Raw genomic sequence first — 21,449 nt, 5'->3', positions numbered from 1 at the left:
CTTTGGGGCTAGACTGCTGGGGCGAAACGTTTCTCTCTGAATGCACCTTGTTCTTAAGGCACTTCTGATGCGAGCGGTTCGCGTTGGCTAGAGCCTGATTCTGTCGGGCTGGACGCCGGAACACGCAGGGCACAACAGTTCCACCCTCATCACTTTTCATATGGTGTAGACGGAGGTCAGCCGACAACTGACGCCCCATACATCATCCTATGAACAAAGGACAAAAGGAGCCATCATGACCATGCTGTACGTCATTTTGGCGCTCCTGGGGGGATTGGTCGGCGGGTTTTTCGCGGGGCAGTCACGCGGCCTGAAAGAACGGGCCGAGATTGATGACCGGCTGTTGCGGGAAGCACGTGCAGAAGCGGAGCGCATTCGGGGGCAGGCAGAAACGGAAGCCCGGCAGGTGCGCGAGCAAGCAGACCAGTCCAGACAGGACGCCAGCAAACGAATTCAGGAAGCGGGTGAACGTGAGGCCGCACAAGCCGCGCAGGAAGCCGCCAGAAGAGAACAACTCACGGGCCTCAGGGCCGGGCTGGACGCCGAACGTGCCCAGATCAAGCAGGATTCGGCGCGGGAACGCGAGGCCCTGGCCGCAGACCGACAGGAAAACCGCCGCGAACGCGAGGAGCTGAAGCGCGAAATCGAGCGCCTGAACCGCCGGGCCGAGCAACTGGACGCCAGAGGCGACAAGCTGGACTCGCTGGAAGAACGGCTGGAAGGCCAGTTGCGGATCTTGGCAGGTCAGGAAGCCGACCTTGCCGAGCGGGGCCGTCAGGTGGATTTGAAGCTGTATGAGGTGGCGGGCCTGACGCATGAGGTGGCCCGCGACTTGATTCTGAGCCGCCTGGACGCCGAGCTGGAAGAAGAAAAAGCCCTGCGGATCAAGACGATGCTGGAGCGGGCCACCGGGGACGCCAAACGCACAGCGCGGCAAGTGATCGCGCAGGCCATTCAGCGCAGCGCCAGCGAAACGAGCGCGGCCCTGAGCGTCAGCGTGGTGCCGATTCCCAACGACGCCATGAAAGGCCGTCTGATCGGGCGCGAGGGCCGCAACATCCGGGCATTCGAGGCCCTGACGGGTGTGGATCTGATTATCGACGACACGCCCGAAGCCGTGATCCTCAGTTCCTTCAATCCGGTGCGCCGCGAGGTGGCCAAGCACGTGCTAGACGCATTGGTGGCCGATGGCCGTATTCACCCCACCCGAATAGAAGAAATGGTGCATAAGGCGCAGGATGAGATGAAAACATTCATCCATACGCAGGGGGAAGAGGCGGCCATCGAGGCGGGCGTGGTGGGCCTGAAGCCGGGGCTGGTGCAACTGCTGGGCCGGATGTATTTCCGTACCAGTTACGGCCAGAACGTGCTGAAACACTCGGTGCAGGTGGCGCACCTGACGGGCATCATGGCCGACGAACTGGGGCTGGACGCTGGGCTGGCCCGCCGCGCCGGCCTGATGCACGACGTGGGCAAGAGCATTGACCGCGAAATAGACGGCACACACGTGGAAATCGGTATCAACCTTGCCAAACGCTTTGGCGAACCCTTTGACGTGATTGACGCCATTGCCCACCACCACGACCCGGAAAACGGCGAAACGCTGTACTCGGTGCTGGTGGCCGCCGCCGACGCCATCAGCGCGGCCCGGCCCGGTGCGAGGCGCGAGGAGTTGGAATCGTATGTGCGCCGTCTGGAGCAACTGGAACAGATCGCGGTGTCGTTCCCCGGTGTGCAGCAGGCCTACGCCATTCAGGCGGGCCGGGAAGTGCGCGTGATCGTTCAGCCCGACAAAGTGACCGACGCGCAGGCGACCCTGCTGGCCCGCGAGATTGCCGGACGGGTGGAGCAGGACATGGAATACCCCGGACAGGTGCAAGTGACGGTGGTACGCGAAAGCCGAGCGGTGGAAGTGGCCCGCTGAGGCCGAAATCTGGGAAAAGCAGCCGGGCGGTCTTTCTTGAGGGGCCGCCCTTATGCATGGAGTTGGATGTGGGCTTGGTAGTTTTGCCGTGTGGAACGGCGTTTTTCAAACCTACCGCAACGGTTTGACACCGCCTGCATAGCACGCTATATTTGTTTTATCACCGTCCGAGCAGGGCGGATTTTTTGTTTTTGTCTCATGTCTCCACCGGTGTAGGCTAGCGGACATGACCGACGCCGCGCCTACTTCTGGCCTGCCCTCTCCCCTCAAGTCTGCGGCGTGGCTGCTGGAGCGTCTGTCCGATGTGCGTGTGCTGGACTGCCGCTACGCCTTGTCTGACCCGTTGGTGGGGCGCTTTGCTTACATGGGCGGCCACATTCCGGGCGCGGTGTATGCCGACCTAGAAACCGACCTGAGCGGCCCAGTGCAGCCGGACGGGGCGGGTGGCCGTCATCCTCTGCCCGACCCGCAAGACTTGGCGGCGTGGCTGGGCGCGGCGGGTATCGGCAACGACAGCATCGTGGTGGCTTACGACGACCCCAGCACTGGGCAAGGCTTTTATGCGGCGCGGGCATGGTGGCTGCTGCGCTGGCTGGGGCACGCCGAGGTGTATGTGCTGGACGGCGGCTGGCCCGCGTATCTGGCGGCAGGTGGAGAGGCCACCACCGATGAGGCTCCGGTCACGCCCACCACCTTCACGCCCCATGTACGCCCCGAATTGGTGGCTACCGCGCAGGATGTGCAGGCCCGCGACGCCGCCACCCTGCTGATCGATTCCCGCGCTCCGGCCCGCTACCGGGGCGAAACCGAGCCAATCGACAAGAAAGCTGGACACATCCCCGGAGCCGTGAACCGCGACTGGACGGGCGCACTGACTCCGGCGGGCACGTTCCGGGGCGGGCCAGAGCAGGCCGAGCGCCTGAACGCTGCTGATGCCCCCACTATCACCTACTGCGGCAGCGGCGTAAGTGCCACGCCCAATCTGCTGGCCCGCGAATTGGCAGGCGTGCCGCTGGGCGCAGGCAATCGCCTGTATGCCGGATCGTGGAGCGACTGGATCAGCGATGAGGAGCGGGAGATTGTGGAGGGGGAGTAGAACGTGAATCGTAGATCGTGGGAAAAGAGTGGACGGGCGTAGGCGTCAGAGTTCTTGGTCTTGAGCTTTGGAAATAACCAAAGAACTCCAGTTCATCTCACCACGATCCACGTTCTACGATCCACTCACCACATCCCGCTCCCCATCCTGAAACTCCAGCCTCAGCCGTTCGCCGGGGCCAATTTGGGCGGCGCGGGTAATGGGTTGGCCTGCCGCGTCGCGTACCAGCGCGTACCCGCGTTGCAGCGTGCGGGCGGGCGTGAGGCCCAACGCTTGGCGCATCAGGGCGTCGGTGTGGGCGTGGGCGGCGTCGGCTTGGCGCAGGGCGGCGGTGCGGGTGCGGTCTAGCGCCCATTCAGCGGCGGCGGCAGCGTCTACCAAAATGTCGCGGGCAGCGGCGCGGATGCTGCGGGCATCAACTTGGGCCTGTGCAGCGGCGGCGGCCACCACGCCCACGATCAGGGCGGCGGCCTTACTGGGCGTGTCGGTGCGGGTGTGGGCCACTTCGTCGGGCAAGGTATCGTCGCGGGCGTGGCCCAGTCCAGTGATCACGGGGGCCGGAAAAGTGGCCAGCGCACGGGTCACGTCCAGATCGTTCAGCCACGCCAGATCGGTCACGGCCCCGCCGCCCCGGATGACCACCAGCGCGTCCAGCGGGGCTTCTGCGTGGGCCGCCCGCGCCTGTGCAATGGCCCGCGTCAGGCTGCCCGATGCGTCGCGGCCCTGAAATGTGGCTTCCAGATAGATAAACTCCACGACGCCAGCGGCTTCCAAAGGGTCTGTCTCGCGCCGAAAGTCGCCCAAGCCTGCCGCACCTTCCGGACTGATGACGGCCACGCGGCCAAAATCGGTGGGCGCGGACAGCAGGCGGTTCAGGCCGTACACGCCTTCGCGTACCAACTGTTCACGCAGGGCGTCCAGCCGCACGGCAGCGTCACCCAGCGTAAATTCCGGCGACACATCCAGCACATTCAGCGAGAAGCCGTACTGCGGGTGAAATTCGGCGGTGCAGAACAGCAGCACTTTCAGGCCCGCCGTGAAGGTGCCCCCGGTAGCGCGGCGAAACTTGCCTTCCAGCGCGAAGCGTTCGCGTGCCCAAACGGTGGCGCGGCATTTGGCAATTTCGCCCTCTTCGCCCAGTTGCACGAGGTCTATGTACAGGTGGCGGCGGTCTGTGAGGCTGGCAATTTCGGCCCGCACCCAAATCGCCCCCGGCACGCCCCGCGCAATGACCTGACCCACATAGGTCAGCACGTCGGCCAAGTCTAAAAACTGCTCGGGCGGGCGGGTGGGTTCGGTTTTGGTGCGGCGTTTTTTTCCGGTCATGGCGTGTGCCGCTAGACTATAGCGGCGGGAAGTGGTGGGTGGTCAGTAGTGAGTGGGAAAGGCGTGGGGGGTGATTCATCTGGACTTTGGTCAGGGATAACAGCGTGTAGGCTGCGTGTAAACCCCCCATTCTGCTTCGCAGCCAGCCCCCCTTAAAGGGGACCCCCCTTAAAGGGGAGCGCAACAGCTTTTAGTGCTCCCCTCCGAGGGGGGGCGTTGCGCCAGCAACGGGTGGGTTCACCTTCCACCCCAACTTACAGCCTGCCCCCCAACACCCGCCCCGCCACTGCCGCCAATACGCCCAATAGCACGCTGCCCAGCGCGTAGGCCAACGCCGCCGCACCTGCCCCGCGCCCCAGCAATTCATCCACATCTACGCTAAAGGTGCTGAAGGTGGTAAATGCCCCCAGCACGCCTGTTCCGAAGGCCAGCCGCGCCACTTCGGGCCAGACGCCGCGCCCGACGAGGGCCACCGTGAGGCCCAGCAGGAACGATCCCAGCACATTGATGACCAGAATGCCCAGCGGAAAGCCTGCGCGGGCAGCCAATGGCGCGAAGGCCAACGCCACGCCGTAGCGGGCCACCGCGCCCACCGCGCCGCCGAGTGCCACCCAAGCCCATGTGTTCATTGGTAGGTAGGGTAAGGGATTGGGGATCGTGGCGTGTGGCCCGTACGCAAAGACAGCGCGACAACCAGAGTTTATCTTTCCCCGACAGTCTTTCCCACGTTGCGCGATCCACACTCCACTACCCTGTGTGCATGATTCAAGCCAAGCGGCTGGACGGCAGCCCGTTCGAGTGGGCCGGAGAAACGCAGGATCTCTGGCTGGATGTGCAGGACGTGACCGATGGCGAACTCGCCGCACTGAGGGCCGCCTTCCCGATGAACAAATTGGCCCTCGAAGACGCGCTGGAACAGGGCCACTGGACTCGCGCCGAACAGTATCCCGAACACACTTTCATCACGGTGCGGAGCTTCGTAAAGCCCGAAGAACCCGACGAATTCACCGAGCGCCTGAGTGCGTTTATTTATCCCAGCGCCGTCGTGACCCTCAGTACGCACGGCACGCACGCCCTGCGGCAGGTGTGGCCTCTCGTGGGCCGCGAGAGTGTGAACACGGCGCAGGAAATCACCTATGAACTGCTGGATCACACCGCCGATACGTTTTTTACGCTGGCCGACACCTTGGAGGGCCGCAGTGAAACCCTAGAAGAACGGGTTTTCAGGAGCCAGAGGCAAAACCCGGTGGCCGCCATTTTTGACCTGAAACGCCTGCTGGCACAGGCCCGCCGCCTCGCCACCGATGGCCGCGAAGCCACCGCGCTGCTGGGCAGGCACGCCGAGGGCACCCCCGCCGATCTGGTGCGCTACCGCGACGCCCAAGACAGTTTTTCGCGGGCCAGCAACCGCCTAGACAGCTTGCGCGACAGCTTGACCAACCTGCTATCGCTGCACCTGAGCCTGCAAAGCCAGCGCATGAACGAGGTCATGAGAACCCTGACCGCCGTGAGCGTCATCTTTTTGCCCCTGACTTTCTTGGCGGGCGTGTGGGGCATGAACTTCGAGCAGATGCCGGAATTGCCGTGGAAATACGGTTACGCGATGGCGTGGGCCAGCTTCGCGCTGGTAGGCGGGGCGCTGGCGTTTTACTTCAAGCGGCGGGGCTGGTGGTGAAAATCTGTGAGTGGGACGTGGTGAGTGGTCAGTAGGTTGGATCCTAGATCGTGGAAGGTGGATCGTGGGAAAAGCTGGTCGGGGACGCAACAGACAACCGCATCTAGCCTTTCCCACTCACCACTCACGGGTTTTACTCCAGCGCTCCCACTCCCGTCAGATGCCGCCCCACAATCAGCGTGTGAATGTCGTGCGTGCCTTCGTAGGTGTCCACTGTTTCTAGGTTCAACATGTGGCGAATGACTGGATATTCGGTGGTAATTCCGTTGCCGCCCAGCAGTTCGCGGGCAAGGCGAGCGCCCGTCAGGGCCACGCGCACGTTGTTCCGCTTCGCCATGCTGACCTGTGCAAAGTTCATGCGGCCCGCGTCTTTCAGTTGGCCCAAGCGCCATGCCAGCAGCAGGCCCGTGCTGTGATCGGTTGCCATGCGTACCAGTTTGTCCTGCACCAGTTGGCGTCCGGCAATGGGTTTGCCGAAGGTGGTGCGGCTGCCCGTGTAGTCCAGCGCGGTTTGCAGCACGGCTTCCAGTGCGCCCAGTGCGCCCCAAGCAATGCCGAACCGGGCCGAAGTGAGGCAAGACAACGGGGATTTCAGGCCGCCGCTGCCGGGAAGCAGGTTTGCCGCCGGAATTCGGCAATCTTCCAGCACGATTTCCCCGGTCACGCTGGCCCGCAGGCTCATCTTGCGGGTAATTTTGGGGGCATGAAACCCCGGCGCATCGGTGGGCACGATAAACCCGCGAATGACGCCCTCATCGTCTTTGGCCCACACCACCGCCAAATCTGCGGCGGGCGAATTGGTGATCCACATTTTGGAGCCGTTCAGCACGTACTCGTTGCCGTCCAGCCGCGCACGGGTTCGCATCGCGCCGGGGTCGCTGCCGCCGTCGGGTTCCGTGAGGCCAAAGCAGCCGATCAGTTCACCGGACGCCAGCCCCGGCAGATAGCGTTCGCGCTGTTCATCGTCGCCATAGGTAAAAATGGGGAACATCACAAGGCTGCCCTGCACGCTGGCCGCACTCCGCAGGCCGCTGTCTACCCGCTCCAGCTCGTACATCATCGCGCCGTAAGCGCTGTAGCTGACGCCCGCGCCGCCGTACTGTTCGGGCGTGGTCGGCCCCAGCAGGCCCATGCCGCCAAACTGCTGCATCAGCTCCTTCACAGGCAGGTCGCCGCTGTCCCACCACTCGGCAATTTCGGGCATCAGTTCGGCGTCGCAGTAGGCCCGCACACTCTGGCGAATCAGGCGTTCATCGGGGGCCAGCAGGTCATTGACTTGAAATTCGTCGAACATGGGGGGACTCCTCTAGAAAGTGGGAAGTGGAAAAAACTCTGAGCCGGGGCGTCAGCACCCGCCGTCCTGATCGCTGCTGAATTGAAACCGCTGTGAAGAATGTACCGAGTCTATCCGGCGGAGGGGGTGGCATACATCCCATACACCCGTTCGGCGTTGGCGTCGGTGATTCGCTCCAGTTCATCTGGGTCTAGGTCACGCAGAGCCGCGATGAATTCCAGCGTGTGGCGCACGTAGCCGGGGCGGTTGGGCTTGCCACGCTTGGGCACGGGGGCCAGAAACGGCGCGTCGGTTTCCAGCAGCATGCGGCCCAGCGGAATATTTTGGGCGGCGGCCTGAATCTCGCGGGCCGTTTTGTAGGTAGTATTGCCCGCAAAGCCAAAGTAGGTGTGTGGGCCGCGTTCCAGCCCAAAGTGCAGCAGCCCCGCATGCCCGCTAAAGCAGTGCAAGATCACGGACACGTCGGGCCAGCCTCTCAGCATGTCCATCACGCCCAGATGGGCAGAGTCGGCCCCGGCCTTGTCGCGGGTATGAATCACCAGCGGCTTGCCCACGCGCCGCGCCAAGTCCAGTTGCCAGTCGAACGCCGCCATTTGCGCAGGCCGCTGCGTGTCGTCCCAGTAGTCGTCTAGCCCGCTTTCGCCTATACCCACCACGCGGGGATGCAGGGCCAACGCTTCCAGTTCGGCCCGCGCTTCGGGGCTGTCTTCGGCACTGTCGCCGGGATGAATGCCTACGGTGGCCCACACGCCGGGCAGGGTTTCGGCCAGTTTAACCGCGTTGCGGGCGTGCTGCACACTCGCACCGATGCAGACCAGTCCGGTCAGGCCCAGTTCGCCGCGTGCCGAGGCGGGATCGTCGAGGTAGTCGAGGTGGCAGTGGGTGTCGATCACCCAGACAGGGTAGTGGGTTGTGGGGGGTTCACCTTCCAAGTTTGCCTACCACATCGCCTCCACCCCCCAAGTCTCACCCTCAGTCAGGCTGGCCCCACCACTCTCATGAGGGTCTGACGGTAGAGTGCCTGCGTGCTGAGAGCCGGGTTGTGGACGCTGACGGCGCTGGTCTTGTTCGCGCTGATCTTCGCGTTCTTGCCCAGCGGGAGCCAAGCTGGGGCCGGAACAGGGGCCAAGTTGTCGGGCGTGGCCTTGTCGCTGTATCCGGCGCGGGATGAGGGCGCGGTGTGGCGGTTCCGTGCCGCCAACGTGAGCAGTGATCCGGTAGCGGGCGAAACACGTCTGAGCGGGCTGTCGGACGGGCAACGGCTGCTACGCGAGAAAAATGCGGCAGGCATCTACACCGGGCGCGAGACGCTGGACGCCACCTTGACTGCCCCAGACCTGACCATAGACAGTCAGGACAACATGACCACCCAGAAGGCCCGAATCACGCTGGTGGCCCAGTGCGCCGACTTGGATTTGACTGGAAATGCCGCGCAGCCGATCAAGATTGAGCAGGGCTACGGTTTCACGGCTCCTCTGGCAACCATTGATTCCCCCAATGTTACGGGGCGTGTAGCAAAAATCCGCATGAGCTTTCAGTTTGTTATCGAAGACTCTGACAACGACAACTCCAGCTATTCAGCCAATCTGGACGCCACCGAAACTTGCCGGGATGGAAAACGGATTCCCCTGTAATTCCAGCTTTGCTTCTCTAAACCCAAACTTACCTAAGGAGCTACACCATGACCAACTTCACTACCAAGACCGCCAAACTGAACCGTAACCTGCTCTTGATGGGCCTGCTGGGCGTCACGCTGGCGGCGGCTCAGGCCGATACGAACAAGCGCATCATTACCATTCAGGGCGGGCCGCGCGGCGATCTGCGCAATGGGCCGCTGACCTTCAGTGGCAACCCTGTAAAAGCCACTGTGAGTACCCTGCAAATTCAGGCCAGTCAGGCGGTGTTGGCCGCGCCCGCCGGAACCGCGCTGATCGAGGCCAAGGGCAAGCGCACCGCCAATTTTACGGGTACGGTGCAGGTCACGCGGGGCCGCCTGAGCGCCAAGGGCACGGCACTGGCCTACAGCGAATCCACCGGGCAGGGCGTGCTGAGCGGCAATGCCAGCGCCACCTTTCAGCCTGCCAACAAAGAAGACGGCGACACGGTGAGCATTACGGCGGGCCAGATGAGCCTTGACGTAGACAACAACGTTTCGACGAGTACGGGCAACGTAGGCCTCAGCAACGGCACGCAAACGGGCAAGGCCGACAAACTGGTCTTTGACGAAGACCGCGAACTGGCCCAACTGACCGGCACCCCCAGCCTGACCCGCGCCGCCAAAGGCACCCAGAAGGCTTTGGTCATGACCGGACAGGAAGTGCGCGTGCTGACCAAAGCCAAAACTCTGTACGTGCGCGGCGGCGTGAAACTGGTGCAGGGCACGCTGACCACCACCGGCGACGCTGTGTTTTACGACGACAAAAAGAATGTGGCTTACGTGGTGGGCAACGCCGTGAGCGTAGACAGCAAGAGCAAAGTGACCGTGAAGGCCCCGGCCAGCGGCTACCTAGAGCAGCGTACCGACTTGGCCCGCGTGCGTGGTCTGAACAGCACTTACAAGATTCCCGCCGAGCAATTCAAGCTGCGCGGCGAGCAGTAATGTCCGGCTGACTCGGAATGAACGTCTTGGGCGAATTGACCAATTGGGCCGGAATCCGTAGAACATCGGCGGTAAGCTGATGCCCATGAAACGGCTTCCGGCAGTGGGCCTCGGCCTGACCCTGATGCTGGGGGCCGCCCTGACGTGGGGCGTCAATGCCCAAACGACGGCTCCAACGCCCCCACCGCCTACCCCAGTTCAACCTACCCCGGCTCAACCCACCCAGCCCGCCGAGCCTCAACCTACCGAGACCCAGCCCGCGCCTGACACCGAATCCGCCGCCCAATCCGAAAACGCCACCTTGGAACTAGTACGCAAGGGCGATGACGGCAAGGAACGCCGCATTCGCATCGTGCGAACCGGAACCACCGATGAAACGGGCATTTTTACCATCTGCTCGCGGCAAGACGATGAGCCGGAAGACGCGCCGACGTTGCTCGTATTTAGCGAGACAGGGACGGGCGGGATTCAGATCACCATCGACCAGAACGTGATCCGCGTGCCGCTGGCGTTGGTGACCCAGAAAGACGTACCGGAAGGGCAGGAAGGCAGTGACGGAAGAATTGAAGCCAGTGCCGGAACCGCCCGATTCCTTGAAAATCCGCCCGAAGGCAAAACAGACCGCCTGAGCCGCTGCGCCGTGGAAGCCACGTCCGCCCCCACGCAGGGCACGGTGCGGGTGACGCAGGGCAAAACCCAGCTGACCGGGCAAAAGCTGGTGTACGACGAATCGGACGGCATCGCCCGGATCGACGGCCCGATTGCCTTTTCCCGCGCCAACGATGACGGCCCTCTGACGGGCAGCAGCCAGCGGATAGAAGTTGATGTGGACGACGAAAAGACCATACTGGTAGGCAACGTGGTATTGACCAGCAAAGACGGGCGCGTGAGCAAAGCAGGCCGCGTGGAATACGACGACGCGGCAAATGTGGCCCGCCTGATCGGAACGCCGGAGCAACCCGCCGAAAGCGTGCAAAACGGCGATATTTTGCGTGCGGGAGTCATCTTGTACGACTTAGACCGAAATGAAGTCGTGGCCCGCAAAGCCGCTGGCGGAACCATCACGGGCGAGTTTCAGGACGGGGAGGCGGGAACAGGAACGCCAGCAGCAACACCCACAGAAGCTCCAGTCAGGCCGACTTTGCCAGTGAATCCGCCATAGAAGTTGCCGTAGGTTGGCCTCAGGAGGAAGGGTAAGAGCAATCGCTGACGCTCACTCACCCCCCCTCCCCAGCCCACTGCTCCGCAGCTCTGCGAGTCCCCCTCAAGGTGGAGGGAGCAAACACCCCGACACCGCCACCTACATCGCCCCCGCCCCTATCCGTGTGAGGCCGTCGTGCGTGCAACGCGCGGGCCAATTCCATCCCGGAATGAACTGGAAATTCCGCTTCTAGAGAGGGATTCAGCCGACTTGAAACGCGACAAGATCAATCCTGCCTAGTGCAACGTTAGCTCCCCTGACCCCTTTGGGGGCGGGGGCTGGGGGGTGGGGGAAGGCGTGGGACAAGACCCTAATACCCAGTCCCTATCGCCCCAGCCGAACCGTCAACACCGGAATAGGACTCCGCGCCACCAGCTTTTCTGCCGTACTCCCCAAGAAGAAGTGTTCCAACGGGCCTTTGGCGTGTGTGCCTACGACCAGTAAATCGGCGGCCCAGCGTTGCGAGGCGTCCAGCAGGCCCGTCACCGGATCACCAATCAGCAATTCGGCGTCTTCGTTGTCCATCAACAGCTCGTTCAGGCGACCCGCGTCGGCGTGTTCCATGGCTTGCAGCAGGCCGGAATCGGGCAGAGAAGGCGTCATGCCGCCCATCAGGTCAGGGGTGGCGGTCACGCGGGCGTCGGTGACGTGCAGCAGGCGAATATCTGCGCCGGGAAAGCGGGTGCGGGCCACATCCAGCGCGTGCTGGGAAGACGGCGAAAAGTCTATGCCGACAGCGATTCGGGCAAAGCCACTGCGGGGGGTGCTGGGTTCGAGGTGGGTCATGCCCTGACCGTACACCCGTTCAGCTTTCCAAACCTGAAGGGCGCATAAAGGCATGTTGGAACTGTGACGGAACGCACGGTCAGGTTGGGCCGCTAGACTTGCCCCATGAAAATGCAAAGTCTGGGCGCGGCCTGCACCGTTACGGGCAGCATGCACTTGCTGACGCTGGACGCGGCGGCAGGCGGCACGCGGCAACTCCTGATCGACTGTGGGTTGTTTCAGGGTGGCGAGGAATTAGAGGCCCGCAACCGCGAACCCTTCCCCTTCGATCCGCGTGATCTGGACGCCGTAATTTTGACCCACGCGCACCTGGATCATGTGGGCCGCCTGCCCATACTGATCAAGCAGGGGTTTCGGGGGCCGGTGTACTGCACGGCTCCCACCGCCGCCCTCGCCGAAACGGTGCTGTTGGATTCGGCCCGCTTGCAGGTCGAAGGCTACCGCCAGGACGTGCGCCGCGCCCGCAGACAGGGCCGCGAGGACGAAGTGCCGCCGCCGCTGTACGAGGAAGAAGACGTTCACCGCACGGTAGCGTTGCTGCGCCCACAGTTGGAATTTGGCGAAACCTTGCGCGTAGCCGATATCAGCATCACGCCGCAGCGGGCCGGGCACATTCTGGGCAGCGCGTATTTGCTCATCGAATCGGCGCAGGGCCGCCTGATCATGAGCGGCGACCTCGGCAACCGGGAAAGCGGGCTACAACTGGACTTTACGCCGCCCCCCGAAGCCGACGCGGTGGTGATAGAAACCACGTATGCCAACCGAACTCACCGGGTCTGGGCCGATACCCTCACCGAATTTAGGGATGCCCTGCGCGAAAGCGTGCGCTTGGGCGGCAAAATCCTGATTCCCAGCTTTGCCATAGAGCGGGCGCAGACCATTCTGTATACCCTCAAAGAGCTGATGGACAGCGGAGAAGTGCCGCGCATTCCGGTGTTTCTGGATTCCCCGATGGCGGCGCGGGCCACCCACGAATACTTCGAATTTGGCGACGAACTGATTCCCCCGGTGCGGCAGGCCCTGCAAAACGGCGAAGACCCCTTCCGGCCCAGTACGCTGCATGTGGTGCCTACCGCCGCCGAATCGCAGCGCATCAACCGCTACGATGGCCCCGCCATTATTTTGGCAGGCAACGGCATGATGACGGGCGGGCGCATCCAGCATCACCTCAAGCACCACCTCTGGAAACCCAGCACCAGCCTCGTCATCGTCAGTTATCAGTCACCCAGCAGCCTCGGCGGGCGCATTGTCGCGGGCACAGACTCGGTCAGGATTATGGGCGAAGACGTGGCGGTGCGGGCCAAAGTGCATACCATCGGCGGATTCAGCGCCCACGCCGATCAGGATGATCTGCTGGCCTTCCTGAGTACGGCAGGCAAGCCGCATGTCTGGCTGGTACACGGCGAAGTCGAGGTGATGGAGGCTTTTGTGCCCGTGCTGGAGCAAGAGGGCATGAAGGGAGACATCGTGCCTGACCGCGAAACTGTAGACCTGACTGGCCCCGGATTCCCGCAAGGCAGGCCGCCCGGATTGCCCACGCCGGAAGGCCGGGACACGCAACGCAGCGCAGGCGGCGAGTAGGGATTGAGCTTGTCACGAACGCAAACTGGGCCATCTCCTGTCCGGTTTGCGTTCCATGTTGGTCTACACAGGCCGAGTCTCCCCACCCTCCAACCGTGCCCACGCCCGCTGAAACACGTGCAGATTCCCCACGTCATACAGCACCACGCGCACCGTCAGGTCTGGATGCTCGACCAAGGTCTCGGCTACGACAGCGAGGGCCACAGGCGCAGCTTTCTCCACCGGATAGCCGTACACGCCCGTACTGATGGACGGGAACGCCACGCTGCCGCAGCCATTCTCTAGGGCGAGGCGCAGGCTGTGGCGGTAAGCTCCGGCCAACAGGTCAGCCTCGTCCCCTTGCCCGCCGCGCCAAATGGGGCCAACCGCGTGAATGATGTACTGAACGCCCTGCTTGGTCAAGCCGAACGCCGGGGTAATCACAGCCGTTCCGGTGGGTGTGCCGCCGAGTGGCCGAATTGCCCGTAAGAGTTCTGGCCCGGCGGCGCGGTGAATTACGCCGTCTACGCCGCCCCCGCCCATCAGTTCTTTGTTGGCGGCAGTGACGACAGCGCAGGTGGTTTGTGCAGCAATATCGCCCTGTACGAGTTCTAGCGGCATAAAGCCTCCTTTAGCTGCCCACGAACGTCAGCTATTGACAACCCGCTCTAAATCGGCGGCGCTCAGGCCGTCGCTGCGTACCGAGAGGGCCAACGCCTGCGCGGCGCGGTCTTCGGGCGTCCATTCCTCTTCGGGAATCTGCCGCGCCCGTTCGTAGCGTTGTACGGCCTGAAGCTCGTGCAGAGCGCGGTTCAGGTCATCGTTGACGATGGCGTAGCGGAAGGCGTGCGCCTGAGTAATTTCCTCGCGGGCACGCAGCAGGCGTTTTTCTATGCGTTCGGGCGTTTCGGTGGCGCGGCCCTCCAAGCGGCGGCGCAGTTCGGTCAGGCTCGGCGGCATGATAAACACCAAGATCGCCTCCTCGCCTGCGCGGGCCTGCACCTGCATGGCTCCCTCCACCTCGATTTCCAGCACCACGTCCTGACCCCGGCCCAGTGCCGATTCGATGGGTTCTATGGGCGTGCCGTAGCGGTTGCCCACAAAAGCGGCGTGTTCCAGAAAGCCGTCGGCAGCAGCTTTGGCCTCAAAAGCTTCGGGGGTCACGAACACGTAATCTACGCCGTCCTGCTCGCCGGGGCGGGCCTCACGGGTTGTCCATGACGTGGAATAGAACACGTCCTGGCCTTCTAGCCAGCGTTCTCGCAAGGTGCCTTTGCCCACGCCCGACGCGCCCGTCATGACGATCAAGAGGCCCCGGCGGGCGGAATCGGAGGGGGCGGAAACGTCAGGAACGGCCATCATCACCCGGCAGGATACGCGCCCCTGACACGCGGGGAAAGGGGGCAGCCAAAGCCAGACCGCGCCAGAACACGAACTGGGCGAATGCACTTTCGCATCCACCCAGTCAGTAACAGCCTAGTTTAAGTTGCCCTAGGGCTTACTTGCGCTTGCCGCCCTTGCTGCCTTTGGCCCGGCTGTTGCCCAAGGCTTGACCTTTTTCGTAGCTGGCCTGCATTTTCTTGCGGGTTTCCTCGGCCATCTTCTTAAAGTCCACGAGGCCTGATTCAATCGCCTCTACGCTGGGCTTGATGTTGCCGCCTTTGCGTGCTGCCGCCAAATCGCGGTTGGTCTGATCAAACCACGCTTCGAAATCAGGCGTAATTTCAAACAACATCTCTTTGGCATCGCGCTGATAGGTGCCTTCCGCGCCCCGGCGGCTGAATTGCTTGGGCATGGTAAAACGTTCGGGCATGTACGTGGCATCAAATTTGCCCTGACGTACAGCATCACGGAAAAGTTTTACGAAGGAGTCACTGCGCTGTGGGTTGCTGAGTTCGTGAATCTGTTCGCTGAGTTTCTTGTAAGTCATCTGAGTAATCCTCCGGAGATTCAGTATGAACGATGGAAGTAGACGTTGTAAACCCCCATCTTGAGTACAAATCTGACCCGAGAGGTTGTGTTTTTCCAATGAAGCCAGCAAATCTCCCTCTGAGCGCAGTTAAACTGCTCTGTGAGAGTTTGATTTGATCTGTGGCAAAGTCGCGCCCTTTTCCCACAGTGCTGACCCCACTTCGACTGAGAGGGGAGCAAGAAATGCTGCTCAGCTTAGGCGGCTGAAAGCATTAAGCTTGTTCTATACGGCAAAAACTCTGCCTCATCAGCAGATGTCTTGATGTCGAATGGTCATGCATGGACAATAAAAGAGGTCTTTATTGACAGCCTAGTAAGCTTTCTGAAAGTTATTCTCAGACGGGCCTCACGGCTCATTTTTTCCGCTTAGGCAGAATATTCTCTGCATATCCCCGCAAGAGGCCGACTAGACTCAACAGATGAATGTCTCCCGATGAGGAGATGGACAATAATGGAACTGCTTCCAAAACAACCACCACAACTGTTTTCATTGCTCCTTATGTCAAGCAAACAGCAGTGAATATACTGTTGTGAGCAAGCGGTAGGACGTCAGTCGGAGCGGAATCAGCACCGGGGGCCGCTGTTGCATTGGCAGAGTGAATGCTGAATTCACTTACCTCTCCTAACTGCATGACAAAAGATCGTTCTACTCTGTCCGGCCCTCGTCTAGGCCCACGCCAAAGCCCTGATCGAGCAAATCTTCGCTGTAGGTGCGGAAGGCCAGCATGGTTTGCGTGCGCGTAATACCGTCTACCTTCCTCAAATGTCCAGTCACGACATCATCCAGATCCTCGTAGCGGCTCAGGCGCAGCACGGCCACAATGTCCCATTCTCCAGTCACGGAATACACCTCGCGCACGCTAGGCACGCTGGCGAGGGCCTCGGCGGTTTCCTGAATGCGTTGCCGTTCGGCCTGTACCATCACCAGTGCGGTTACCATGCCCATATTGTGCGCCCTGAAACTCAGGGGTTGTCGGTGAATCTTGACCGCCTTAAGCAGATGCACACGCTTGGGCCGGGGCCGCGCCCTTACCGCTCGTTCGGGGACTTTTTGCCGCATGGGTGGGCGTATCTTGGGTGATATGACCTCCCTCCTGACCGCTCCTCCTGCCCCGGAGCCGATCACTCCTCCCACCCCGCGTGAGCAACTGCTGAACCGCATTCAGCGCGATATTCCCATCGTGCAGCGCCCGTATGCGGTGATTGCCGAGCAGGTGGGCCTGACCGAGGCCGAAGCCCTGTCTATCCTGCAGGAAGTGAAGGCGGAAGGCGTGCTGCGGCAGGTCAGTGCCATCTTCGATACCCGCACGCTGGGCTACCAGAGCAGCCTTGTGGCGGCTGTACACGATGAAGACCAACTGGACGCGGGCGCTGAAATCGTGAATCTGCACCCCGGCGTCAGCCACAACTACAAGCGCAACCACGCCTTCAACCTGTGGTACACGATTGCCGTGCCTCCCGAAAGCGATCTGGAGGCCCACGTACAGAAGTTGCACGAGCAGAGCGGCGCACGCCTGACCCGGCTGATGCCCACGCTGCACCTGTTCAAGATCGGCGTGGAATTTGACATGACGGGCAAGGAAGACTGGAACGCCAAGGCCGCGCCGCAGTACACCAGCGAGCAGCGCAACATCGGCTACGCCGTGACCGACCTAGACCGCGCTTTTGTCACCGAATTTCAAAAAGACTTGCCCGTGACCGAGGAACCCTACGCCGACGCCTGCGCCGCGCTGGGCCTGAGCATTGCTGAAGTGGCCGCCCACGCCGAGAAGATGAAGGCTGCCGGAGCCTTACGCCGCGTATCTGCCGTGTTCCGTCACCAGAAGGCCGGATTCACCTTCAATGCGATGGGCGTCTGGGCTGTGCCGCAAGACGACGTGGCCGAAACTGGGCGACGCATGGCCGAATTCAAGGCCGTGTCTCACTGCTATTTGCGCCCCACTTACGCCGAGTGGCCCTACACGATTTTTACGATGGTGCATGGCCGCAGCAAGGAAGAAGCCTTCGGCAAGATTCAGGCCATTCATGACGAAGTGGCGCAGGGCATAGACCACGCCATTCTGTATTCCACCAAGGAATACAAGAAGATTCGGCTGGAGTTTTACAAGCCCGAGTTTTATCAGTGGGCGAAAGATAATTTAGGCACCGACGCTTAATCTTAGAAATTGATCCGCGCATTGGGGCAACAGGTTTAACCGCCGTTGCCCCTTTCTTCAAAGTCTCTTGAGCTTGTCTGAGTTCACCCACTCTTACGGCTGAGCTGGCATCAGGCTGAGACATGCTCGCCTTTCACCCCCACCTGTTTGTGCGGATTCAGGAACTGACTGGCCCCCGTGCCCCTATGCCCCGCCCGCTCGACAGCGGCTTCGTGGAAGATCGGCTGTACCGCGTGCTAGGCATGTTCAATCCCAGCGAAACCAGCGACGCCTATTTCGTGCTGGCCAATGACCGCGACGAGATGTGGTTCATCTGCCAGCGCCATTTGCGGTTCGGGGCATTGGTCGACACGCCCCAGCACCATCTGCCGTGGGTCGCGCAGCAGGCCGCCGACTGAAGGTATTGATTGTTTTGGATGGCAGTTTTGGGGGGAATCACGCTTGTCCCACCCACTCCTGACCACTCCCCGCTCTTAGGGCTTCTCCCATTCCCGCCGCAGCAACGGATAAGGATTGATGGCCCCGCCCCCCGCATAGATGCCGTAGTGCAGATGCGGGGGCGTGCCTTTGGCGTTGCCGCTGTCGCCCACGTAGCCCACCACCTCTCCGGCTTCTACCCAGTCACCCTCTCGCAACTCGGCGTAGCGCTCCAGATGGGCGTAGTAGTGGCGCTGACCGCCGGGGCCAAGAATCATCACGGTGCGCCCGCCGAGGCGGTTTTCTCCGACATTGACCACGATGCCGCGAGTGGTGGCCTCTATGGGCGTGTCACGGCGGGCGAAAATGTCCACGCCCTCATGCCTGCGGCCCGCGCTGCGTGCGGCTCCCCACGTATCTACGAAGCGTTGACCGGGCAGGGGATTGGGCAAACTGCGGGCGGTGGGCGCGGGGGCCGACAGCAGCGCCGAATAGCGGCCAGCGTTTTTCAGCATGGGCCACAGCAGGTAGGCCAGCCCGCCCAGCACAGCCAGAACCACGAGGAAAGACAGCAGACGGCGCATAGAGCTTCAGCATGGCGGCTGAAGATGAGGCAAGCGTCCCTCTAAAGTTGCCTTTGTCCTGTGCGATGTGCTGGGGGGCGCTAAACTACCCCGGATGACGATTGGCGCAGACGGAACGGCAGCCGCGCCTGAGATTCAGACGGGGATAACACACAACAACGGCGGGCCACAGGTCTGGCTCTGGACGCTCCAGAACGGCCTGCGCGTGGCCTATGAGCGCCGCGCCGGGCCGGGCTTCGCGCTGGATCTGCGGATTCCGGTAGGCAGCGCACACGATCCGGTAGGGTTCGAGGGTTCGGCGGGCGTGTTGGAAGAATGGCTGTTCAAGGGCGCTGGGGGCCGCTCTGCCCGCGCACTGCAAGACGCCTTCGATGACCTCGGCGTGCGCCGGGGCGGGGGCGTGGGGCCGGAAGCCACCCGGTACGGCGTCAGCGGCCTAAATGCCGACTTGCCCGGTGCGCTGTCCCTGCTATCCGACGTGTTGCTGCGCCCCGACTTGCCCGACGCCGAACTGGCCGTGTTGCTGGATTTGGCCCGCCAAGACTTGGAAGGACTGGAAGACAGCCCGCCCGACTTGCTGGCGGTGCAGGCCCGCAGCGTGGCTTTCGACGGCGCGGCGGCGGCTCCGTTCGCGGGCTTTGCCCATCCTGCCAGCGGCACGCCAGAAGGTTTAGCCGCGATTACGCCTGCCAGTCTGCGCGAATTTCTGACCTGCTACGGCGGCAACGGCAGCGTGCTGGGGCTGGTGGCCGACGCCGACCCAGACGCCGTGCACGACCTGATGACCCGCACATTTGCCGGGTGGCGCACGGGCCGAAACGACCTCGTAACCGCCCGTTTCTTGCCCGGTCTGCGCTCACACGTACCCTACGAGGACGGCGAGCAGACGCACATCAGCCTGAGTTCGCCGGGCGTCGCGCCGCTGCATCCCCACTGGCTGCACTGGCAACTGGCGATCACGGCGCTGTCGGGCGGCAGTGCCAGCCGTCTGTTCCATGCGGTGCGTGAGGAGCGCGGGCTGGCCTACTCGGTCAGCGCCTCTCCGGTGGTGCTGGGCGGGCAGGGCTTCCTGTCCACCTACGCCGGAAGCACGCCCGCCCGCGCCCCCGAAACGCTGGACGTGCTGCTGGCCGAACTGGGCCGCCTGCCGCAGGGGTTAACCCAAGCCGAATTCGTGCGGGCCAAAACGGGCCTGACCGCCAGCGTGGTCTTCGGCGCGGAAAGCCTGCGGGCACGCGCCACCAGCCTCACGCGGGATGTGGCCGTGTTCAGGCGGATTCGCAGCGTGGCCGACCTGCGCGGGCAACTCGCCGCCCTGACGCTAGAAGATGTAAATGCTTTCCTGAGCGGCTACGATCCGGCTGGGCAAGCGACGACGGTGACGCTAGGGCCGACAGAGGTTGAGGAAAGCGCAGCCGCAGCGGCAGAGGTCAACCATGTCTGAATCCCTTTCTGAAATTAAACTGCCTGAAACCCAACTGCATCATCTCCCGTCCGGCCTGACCCTCCTTCTGGAACCCGACCCCGCCGCGCAGACGGTGGCCGCTGGCTACTTCGTGAACACGGGCGCACGCGATGAAACACCCGCCGAGATGGGGGCCTCGCACTTCATAGAACACCTGATGTTCAAGGGGTCTGAGGCCCTGAGCGCCGCGCAACTGAATGAACGGCTGGACGATCTGGGCGGCAACGCCAACGCCTTCACCAGCGAGGAAGCCACCGTGTACCACGCCGCCGCGCTGCCCGAGTACACGCCCGCCCTGCTGGACACCCTGACCCAACTGATGCGCCCCGCCCTGCGCCAGAGTGATCTGGAATCCGAGCGCGGCGTGATCTTGGAAGAAATCGCCATGTACGCCGATCAGCCGCCCGTGCGCGTGATAGACGAACTGCGGGCCGACTACTGGGGGGCGCACCCGCTGGGGCAACCCGTGTTAGGCACGGTGGAAACGGTCAGCGCCCTGACCCGTGACGCGTTGGCCCGCAACCACCGCGAACGCTACGGGGCAACTCAGGTCACGCTGGCGGTGGTGGGAGCCTTCGATCCGGCAGCAGTGCTGGCATGGGCCGAGGCCGAATTGGGGGAGTGGCCCGCCGCGTCGCCCTTGCCCACGCCGCCGCTTCCTGCGCCTTTGCATCCCGGTACAGTCCGTGTGGTACACGATCCCAGCCTCACGCGGGTGCAGTTGGCCCTCAGCTTGCCGGGGCTGCCCACTACCCACCCGCTGCGGGAAGCTGCCGTAGTCCTAGCCGACCTGATCGGCGGCGAAAATGGGGCGCTGTATTGGGCGCTGCTGGATACCGGGCTGGCCGATGGCGCTGATTTGGCGCATCTGGAATACCGCGATATCGGCACCTTCGAGGGCGGGTTTTCCTGCGACCCAGACCGCGCCCAAACGGTGCTGAACGGTTTCCGCACGGTACTGGCCGGAGCCGCTGACCTGATCACCGAAACCGCCGTGCGCCGTGCGTCCCGCAAAATGGCGGTGGGCACCCTGCTGCGGGCCGAAACGCCGCATGGCCGCCTGTTTACGCTGGGCATGGAACACTTGGCGCACGGCCACCCCAGCCCCACGTCTGAACTCGTAGACCGCTACACCCGCGTCACCGCCGACGATGTGCGCGAAGTCCTGCGCCTGTGCCCCATCAACAACATCGCCGAGTTTCCGCCGACGGTGGTGGCCTTGGGGCCGATTGAAACGCTGAGGTAGGGGGCTGTTTTGTTGGGGATTGTGGGTGAACCCCCCCGTTGCTGACGCAACGCCCCCCCTTAGAGGTGGGGACTAAAAGCTGTTGCGCTCCCCTTAAGGGGGGCTGGCTGCGCAGCAGACTGGGGGGTTCACCTTCCAGCGCAATATTG

Annotated in this window: 21 protein-coding genes; 11 read left to right on the top strand and 10 right to left on the bottom strand. The window is 62.7% G+C overall.

Annotated features, from left to right (window positions below):
- Positions 1 to 235 precede the first annotated feature (235 nt).
- On the top strand, positions 236 to 1,924 hold the full coding sequence (rny, locus tag SU48_RS02415; protein ID WP_064013857.1) for a ribonuclease Y: 1,689 nt from the start codon (positions 236 to 238) through the stop codon (positions 1,922 to 1,924).
- Positions 1,925 to 2,150: 226 nt separating this feature from the next.
- The gene (locus tag SU48_RS02410) at positions 2,151 to 3,020 is read left to right on the top strand and encodes a sulfurtransferase (protein WP_082869627.1); all 870 of its coding nucleotides are present in this window, start codon (positions 2,151 to 2,153) and stop codon (positions 3,018 to 3,020) included.
- Positions 3,021 to 3,134: 114 nt separating this feature from the next.
- Here SU48_RS02410 and xseA read toward each other — a convergent pair whose 3' ends face one another.
- Together xseA and crcB are read right to left on the bottom strand one after the other, a co-directional pair.
- Positions 3,135 to 4,346, bottom strand: a complete 1,212-nt coding sequence (gene xseA, locus SU48_RS02405) for an exodeoxyribonuclease VII large subunit (protein ID WP_064013856.1) — start codon at positions 4,344 to 4,346, stop codon at positions 3,135 to 3,137.
- Between the two features lie 254 nt (positions 4,347 to 4,600).
- Entirely contained in the window at positions 4,601 to 4,975 is a 375-nt protein-coding gene (gene crcB / locus SU48_RS02400; protein ID WP_064013855.1) for a fluoride efflux transporter CrcB, read from the bottom strand.
- A gap of 131 nt (positions 4,976 to 5,106) precedes the next feature.
- Here crcB and SU48_RS02395 point away from each other — a divergent pair, with 131 nt between their 5' ends.
- Positions 5,107 to 6,021 (top strand): magnesium transporter CorA family protein, encoded by a 915-nt coding sequence (locus SU48_RS02395; RefSeq protein WP_064013854.1) that lies wholly within the window; start codon positions 5,107 to 5,109, stop codon positions 6,019 to 6,021.
- A 133-nt stretch (positions 6,022 to 6,154) separates the two neighbouring features.
- Here the strand turns inward: SU48_RS02395 and SU48_RS02390 are convergent, their stop codons facing one another.
- On the bottom strand, positions 6,155 to 7,315 hold the full coding sequence (locus SU48_RS02390) for an acyl-CoA dehydrogenase family protein (RefSeq protein WP_064013853.1): 1,161 nt from the start codon (positions 7,313 to 7,315) through the stop codon (positions 6,155 to 6,157).
- Positions 7,316 to 7,425: 110 nt separating this feature from the next.
- Positions 7,426 to 8,208 (bottom strand): TatD family hydrolase, encoded by a 783-nt coding sequence (locus tag SU48_RS02385; RefSeq protein ID WP_064013852.1) that lies wholly within the window; start codon positions 8,206 to 8,208, stop codon positions 7,426 to 7,428.
- Positions 8,209 to 8,340: 132 nt separating this feature from the next.
- Between SU48_RS02385 and SU48_RS02380 the strand changes: the two genes are divergently transcribed.
- From SU48_RS02380 to SU48_RS02370, 3 genes are all read left to right on the top strand, one after another.
- A complete protein-coding gene (locus SU48_RS02380; RefSeq protein ID WP_064013851.1) occupies positions 8,341 to 8,949 on the top strand; it encodes a hypothetical protein in 609 nt (202 codons plus the stop codon).
- 47 nt (positions 8,950 to 8,996) lie between these two features.
- Positions 8,997 to 9,914, top strand: a complete 918-nt coding sequence (locus tag SU48_RS02375) for an LptA/OstA family protein (RefSeq protein ID WP_082869626.1) — start codon at positions 8,997 to 8,999, stop codon at positions 9,912 to 9,914.
- An 85-nt stretch (positions 9,915 to 9,999) separates the two neighbouring features.
- Positions 10,000 to 11,076: an LptA/OstA family protein gene (locus SU48_RS02370; protein WP_064013850.1), complete on the top strand. Its 1,077-nt coding sequence runs from the start codon at positions 10,000 to 10,002 to the stop codon at positions 11,074 to 11,076.
- Positions 11,077 to 11,439: 363 nt separating this feature from the next.
- Here the strand turns inward: SU48_RS02370 and SU48_RS02365 are convergent, their stop codons facing one another.
- Positions 11,440 to 11,901: a universal stress protein gene (locus SU48_RS02365; RefSeq protein WP_064015792.1), complete on the bottom strand. Its 462-nt coding sequence runs from the start codon at positions 11,899 to 11,901 to the stop codon at positions 11,440 to 11,442.
- Positions 11,902 to 12,006: 105 nt separating this feature from the next.
- On the opposite strand from SU48_RS02365, the gene SU48_RS02360 reads away from it, so the two are divergent.
- A complete protein-coding gene (locus tag SU48_RS02360; protein ID WP_064013849.1) occupies positions 12,007 to 13,482 on the top strand; it encodes an MBL fold metallo-hydrolase RNA specificity domain-containing protein in 1,476 nt (491 codons plus the stop codon).
- A 63-nt stretch (positions 13,483 to 13,545) separates the two neighbouring features.
- On the opposite strand, the gene SU48_RS02355 is transcribed toward SU48_RS02360, so the two are convergent.
- The 4 genes from SU48_RS02355 to SU48_RS02340 all read right to left on the bottom strand — a co-directional run bounded on the left by SU48_RS02355 (position 13,546) and on the right by SU48_RS02340 (position 16,372).
- Positions 13,546 to 14,082, bottom strand: coding sequence for a macro domain-containing protein (locus SU48_RS02355; RefSeq protein WP_064013848.1), 537 nt, complete (start codon positions 14,080 to 14,082; stop codon positions 13,546 to 13,548).
- A 27-nt stretch (positions 14,083 to 14,109) separates the two neighbouring features.
- Positions 14,110 to 14,823, bottom strand: coding sequence for a guanylate kinase (gmk, locus tag SU48_RS02350; RefSeq protein ID WP_064013847.1), 714 nt, complete (start codon positions 14,821 to 14,823; stop codon positions 14,110 to 14,112).
- A 136-nt stretch (positions 14,824 to 14,959) separates the two neighbouring features.
- The gene (locus SU48_RS02345) at positions 14,960 to 15,391 is read right to left on the bottom strand and encodes a hypothetical protein (protein WP_019011408.1); all 432 of its coding nucleotides are present in this window, start codon (positions 15,389 to 15,391) and stop codon (positions 14,960 to 14,962) included.
- Between the two features lie 687 nt (positions 15,392 to 16,078).
- The gene (locus tag SU48_RS02340; protein ID WP_019011407.1) at positions 16,079 to 16,372 is read right to left on the bottom strand and encodes an Lrp/AsnC family transcriptional regulator; all 294 of its coding nucleotides are present in this window, start codon (positions 16,370 to 16,372) and stop codon (positions 16,079 to 16,081) included.
- A 142-nt stretch (positions 16,373 to 16,514) separates the two neighbouring features.
- Between SU48_RS02340 and ahbA the strand changes: the two genes are divergently transcribed.
- Entirely contained in the window at positions 16,515 to 17,588 is a 1,074-nt protein-coding gene (gene ahbA / locus SU48_RS02335; protein WP_064013846.1) for a siroheme decarboxylase subunit alpha, read from the top strand.
- Positions 17,589 to 17,710: 122 nt separating this feature from the next.
- Positions 17,711 to 17,986, top strand: coding sequence for a hypothetical protein (locus tag SU48_RS02330; RefSeq protein ID WP_064013845.1), 276 nt, complete (start codon positions 17,711 to 17,713; stop codon positions 17,984 to 17,986).
- A 75-nt stretch (positions 17,987 to 18,061) separates the two neighbouring features.
- Here SU48_RS02330 and SU48_RS02325 read toward each other — a convergent pair whose 3' ends face one another.
- A complete protein-coding gene (locus SU48_RS02325) occupies positions 18,062 to 18,589 on the bottom strand; it encodes a M23 family metallopeptidase (protein ID WP_064013844.1) in 528 nt (175 codons plus the stop codon).
- A 94-nt stretch (positions 18,590 to 18,683) separates the two neighbouring features.
- Between SU48_RS02325 and SU48_RS02320 the strand changes: the two genes are divergently transcribed.
- A complete protein-coding gene (locus tag SU48_RS02320; RefSeq protein WP_082869625.1) occupies positions 18,684 to 20,033 on the top strand; it encodes a M16 family metallopeptidase in 1,350 nt (449 codons plus the stop codon).
- Entirely contained in the window at positions 20,026 to 21,300 is a 1,275-nt protein-coding gene (locus SU48_RS02315; RefSeq protein WP_064013843.1) for a M16 family metallopeptidase, read from the top strand. The genes SU48_RS02320 and SU48_RS02315 overlap by 8 nt, the downstream gene beginning before the upstream one ends.
- Positions 21,301 to 21,449 lie beyond the last annotated feature (149 nt).

The sequence above is a fragment of the Deinococcus puniceus genome (assembly GCF_001644565.1).
Lineage (GTDB): Bacteria > Deinococcota > Deinococci > Deinococcales > Deinococcaceae > Deinococcus > Deinococcus puniceus.
This window is presented reverse-complemented; position numbering and strand designations above follow the sequence as displayed.

Coding starts and splice junctions, on each gene's coding strand:
- xseA (WP_064013856.1), bottom strand. CDS start 4,346: ATGACCGGAAAAAAACGCCGCACCAAAACCGAACCCACCCGCCCGCCC.
- crcB (WP_064013855.1), bottom strand. CDS start 4,975: ATGAACACATGGGCTTGGGTGGCACTCGGCGGCGCGGTGGGCGCGGTG.
- SU48_RS02370 (WP_064013850.1), top strand. CDS start 10,000: ATGAAACGGCTTCCGGCAGTGGGCCTCGGCCTGACCCTGATGCTGGGG.
- gmk (WP_064013847.1), bottom strand. CDS start 14,823: ATGATGGCCGTTCCTGACGTTTCCGCCCCCTCCGATTCCGCCCGCCGG.
- ahbA (WP_064013846.1), top strand. CDS start 16,515: ATGACCTCCCTCCTGACCGCTCCTCCTGCCCCGGAGCCGATCACTCCT.
- SU48_RS02355 (WP_064013848.1), bottom strand. CDS start 14,082: ATGCCGCTAGAACTCGTACAGGGCGATATTGCTGCACAAACCACCTGC.
- SU48_RS02360 (WP_064013849.1), top strand. CDS start 12,007: ATGAAAATGCAAAGTCTGGGCGCGGCCTGCACCGTTACGGGCAGCATG.
- SU48_RS02365 (WP_064015792.1), bottom strand. CDS start 11,901: ATGACCCACCTCGAACCCAGCACCCCCCGCAGTGGCTTTGCCCGAATC.
- SU48_RS02375 (WP_082869626.1), top strand. CDS start 8,997: ATGACCAACTTCACTACCAAGACCGCCAAACTGAACCGTAACCTGCTC.
- SU48_RS02330 (WP_064013845.1), top strand. CDS start 17,711: ATGCTCGCCTTTCACCCCCACCTGTTTGTGCGGATTCAGGAACTGACT.
- SU48_RS02315 (WP_064013843.1), top strand. CDS start 20,026: ATGTCTGAATCCCTTTCTGAAATTAAACTGCCTGAAACCCAACTGCAT.
- rny (WP_064013857.1), top strand. CDS start 236: ATGACCATGCTGTACGTCATTTTGGCGCTCCTGGGGGGATTGGTCGGC.
- SU48_RS02410 (WP_082869627.1), top strand. CDS start 2,151: ATGACCGACGCCGCGCCTACTTCTGGCCTGCCCTCTCCCCTCAAGTCT.
- SU48_RS02345 (WP_019011408.1), bottom strand. CDS start 15,391: ATGACTTACAAGAAACTCAGCGAACAGATTCACGAACTCAGCAACCCA.
- SU48_RS02390 (WP_064013853.1), bottom strand. CDS start 7,315: ATGTTCGACGAATTTCAAGTCAATGACCTGCTGGCCCCCGATGAACGC.
- SU48_RS02395 (WP_064013854.1), top strand. CDS start 5,107: ATGATTCAAGCCAAGCGGCTGGACGGCAGCCCGTTCGAGTGGGCCGGA.
- SU48_RS02320 (WP_082869625.1), top strand. CDS start 18,684: ATGACGATTGGCGCAGACGGAACGGCAGCCGCGCCTGAGATTCAGACG.
- SU48_RS02325 (WP_064013844.1), bottom strand. CDS start 18,589: ATGCGCCGTCTGCTGTCTTTCCTCGTGGTTCTGGCTGTGCTGGGCGGG.
- SU48_RS02340 (WP_019011407.1), bottom strand. CDS start 16,372: ATGGTAACCGCACTGGTGATGGTACAGGCCGAACGGCAACGCATTCAG.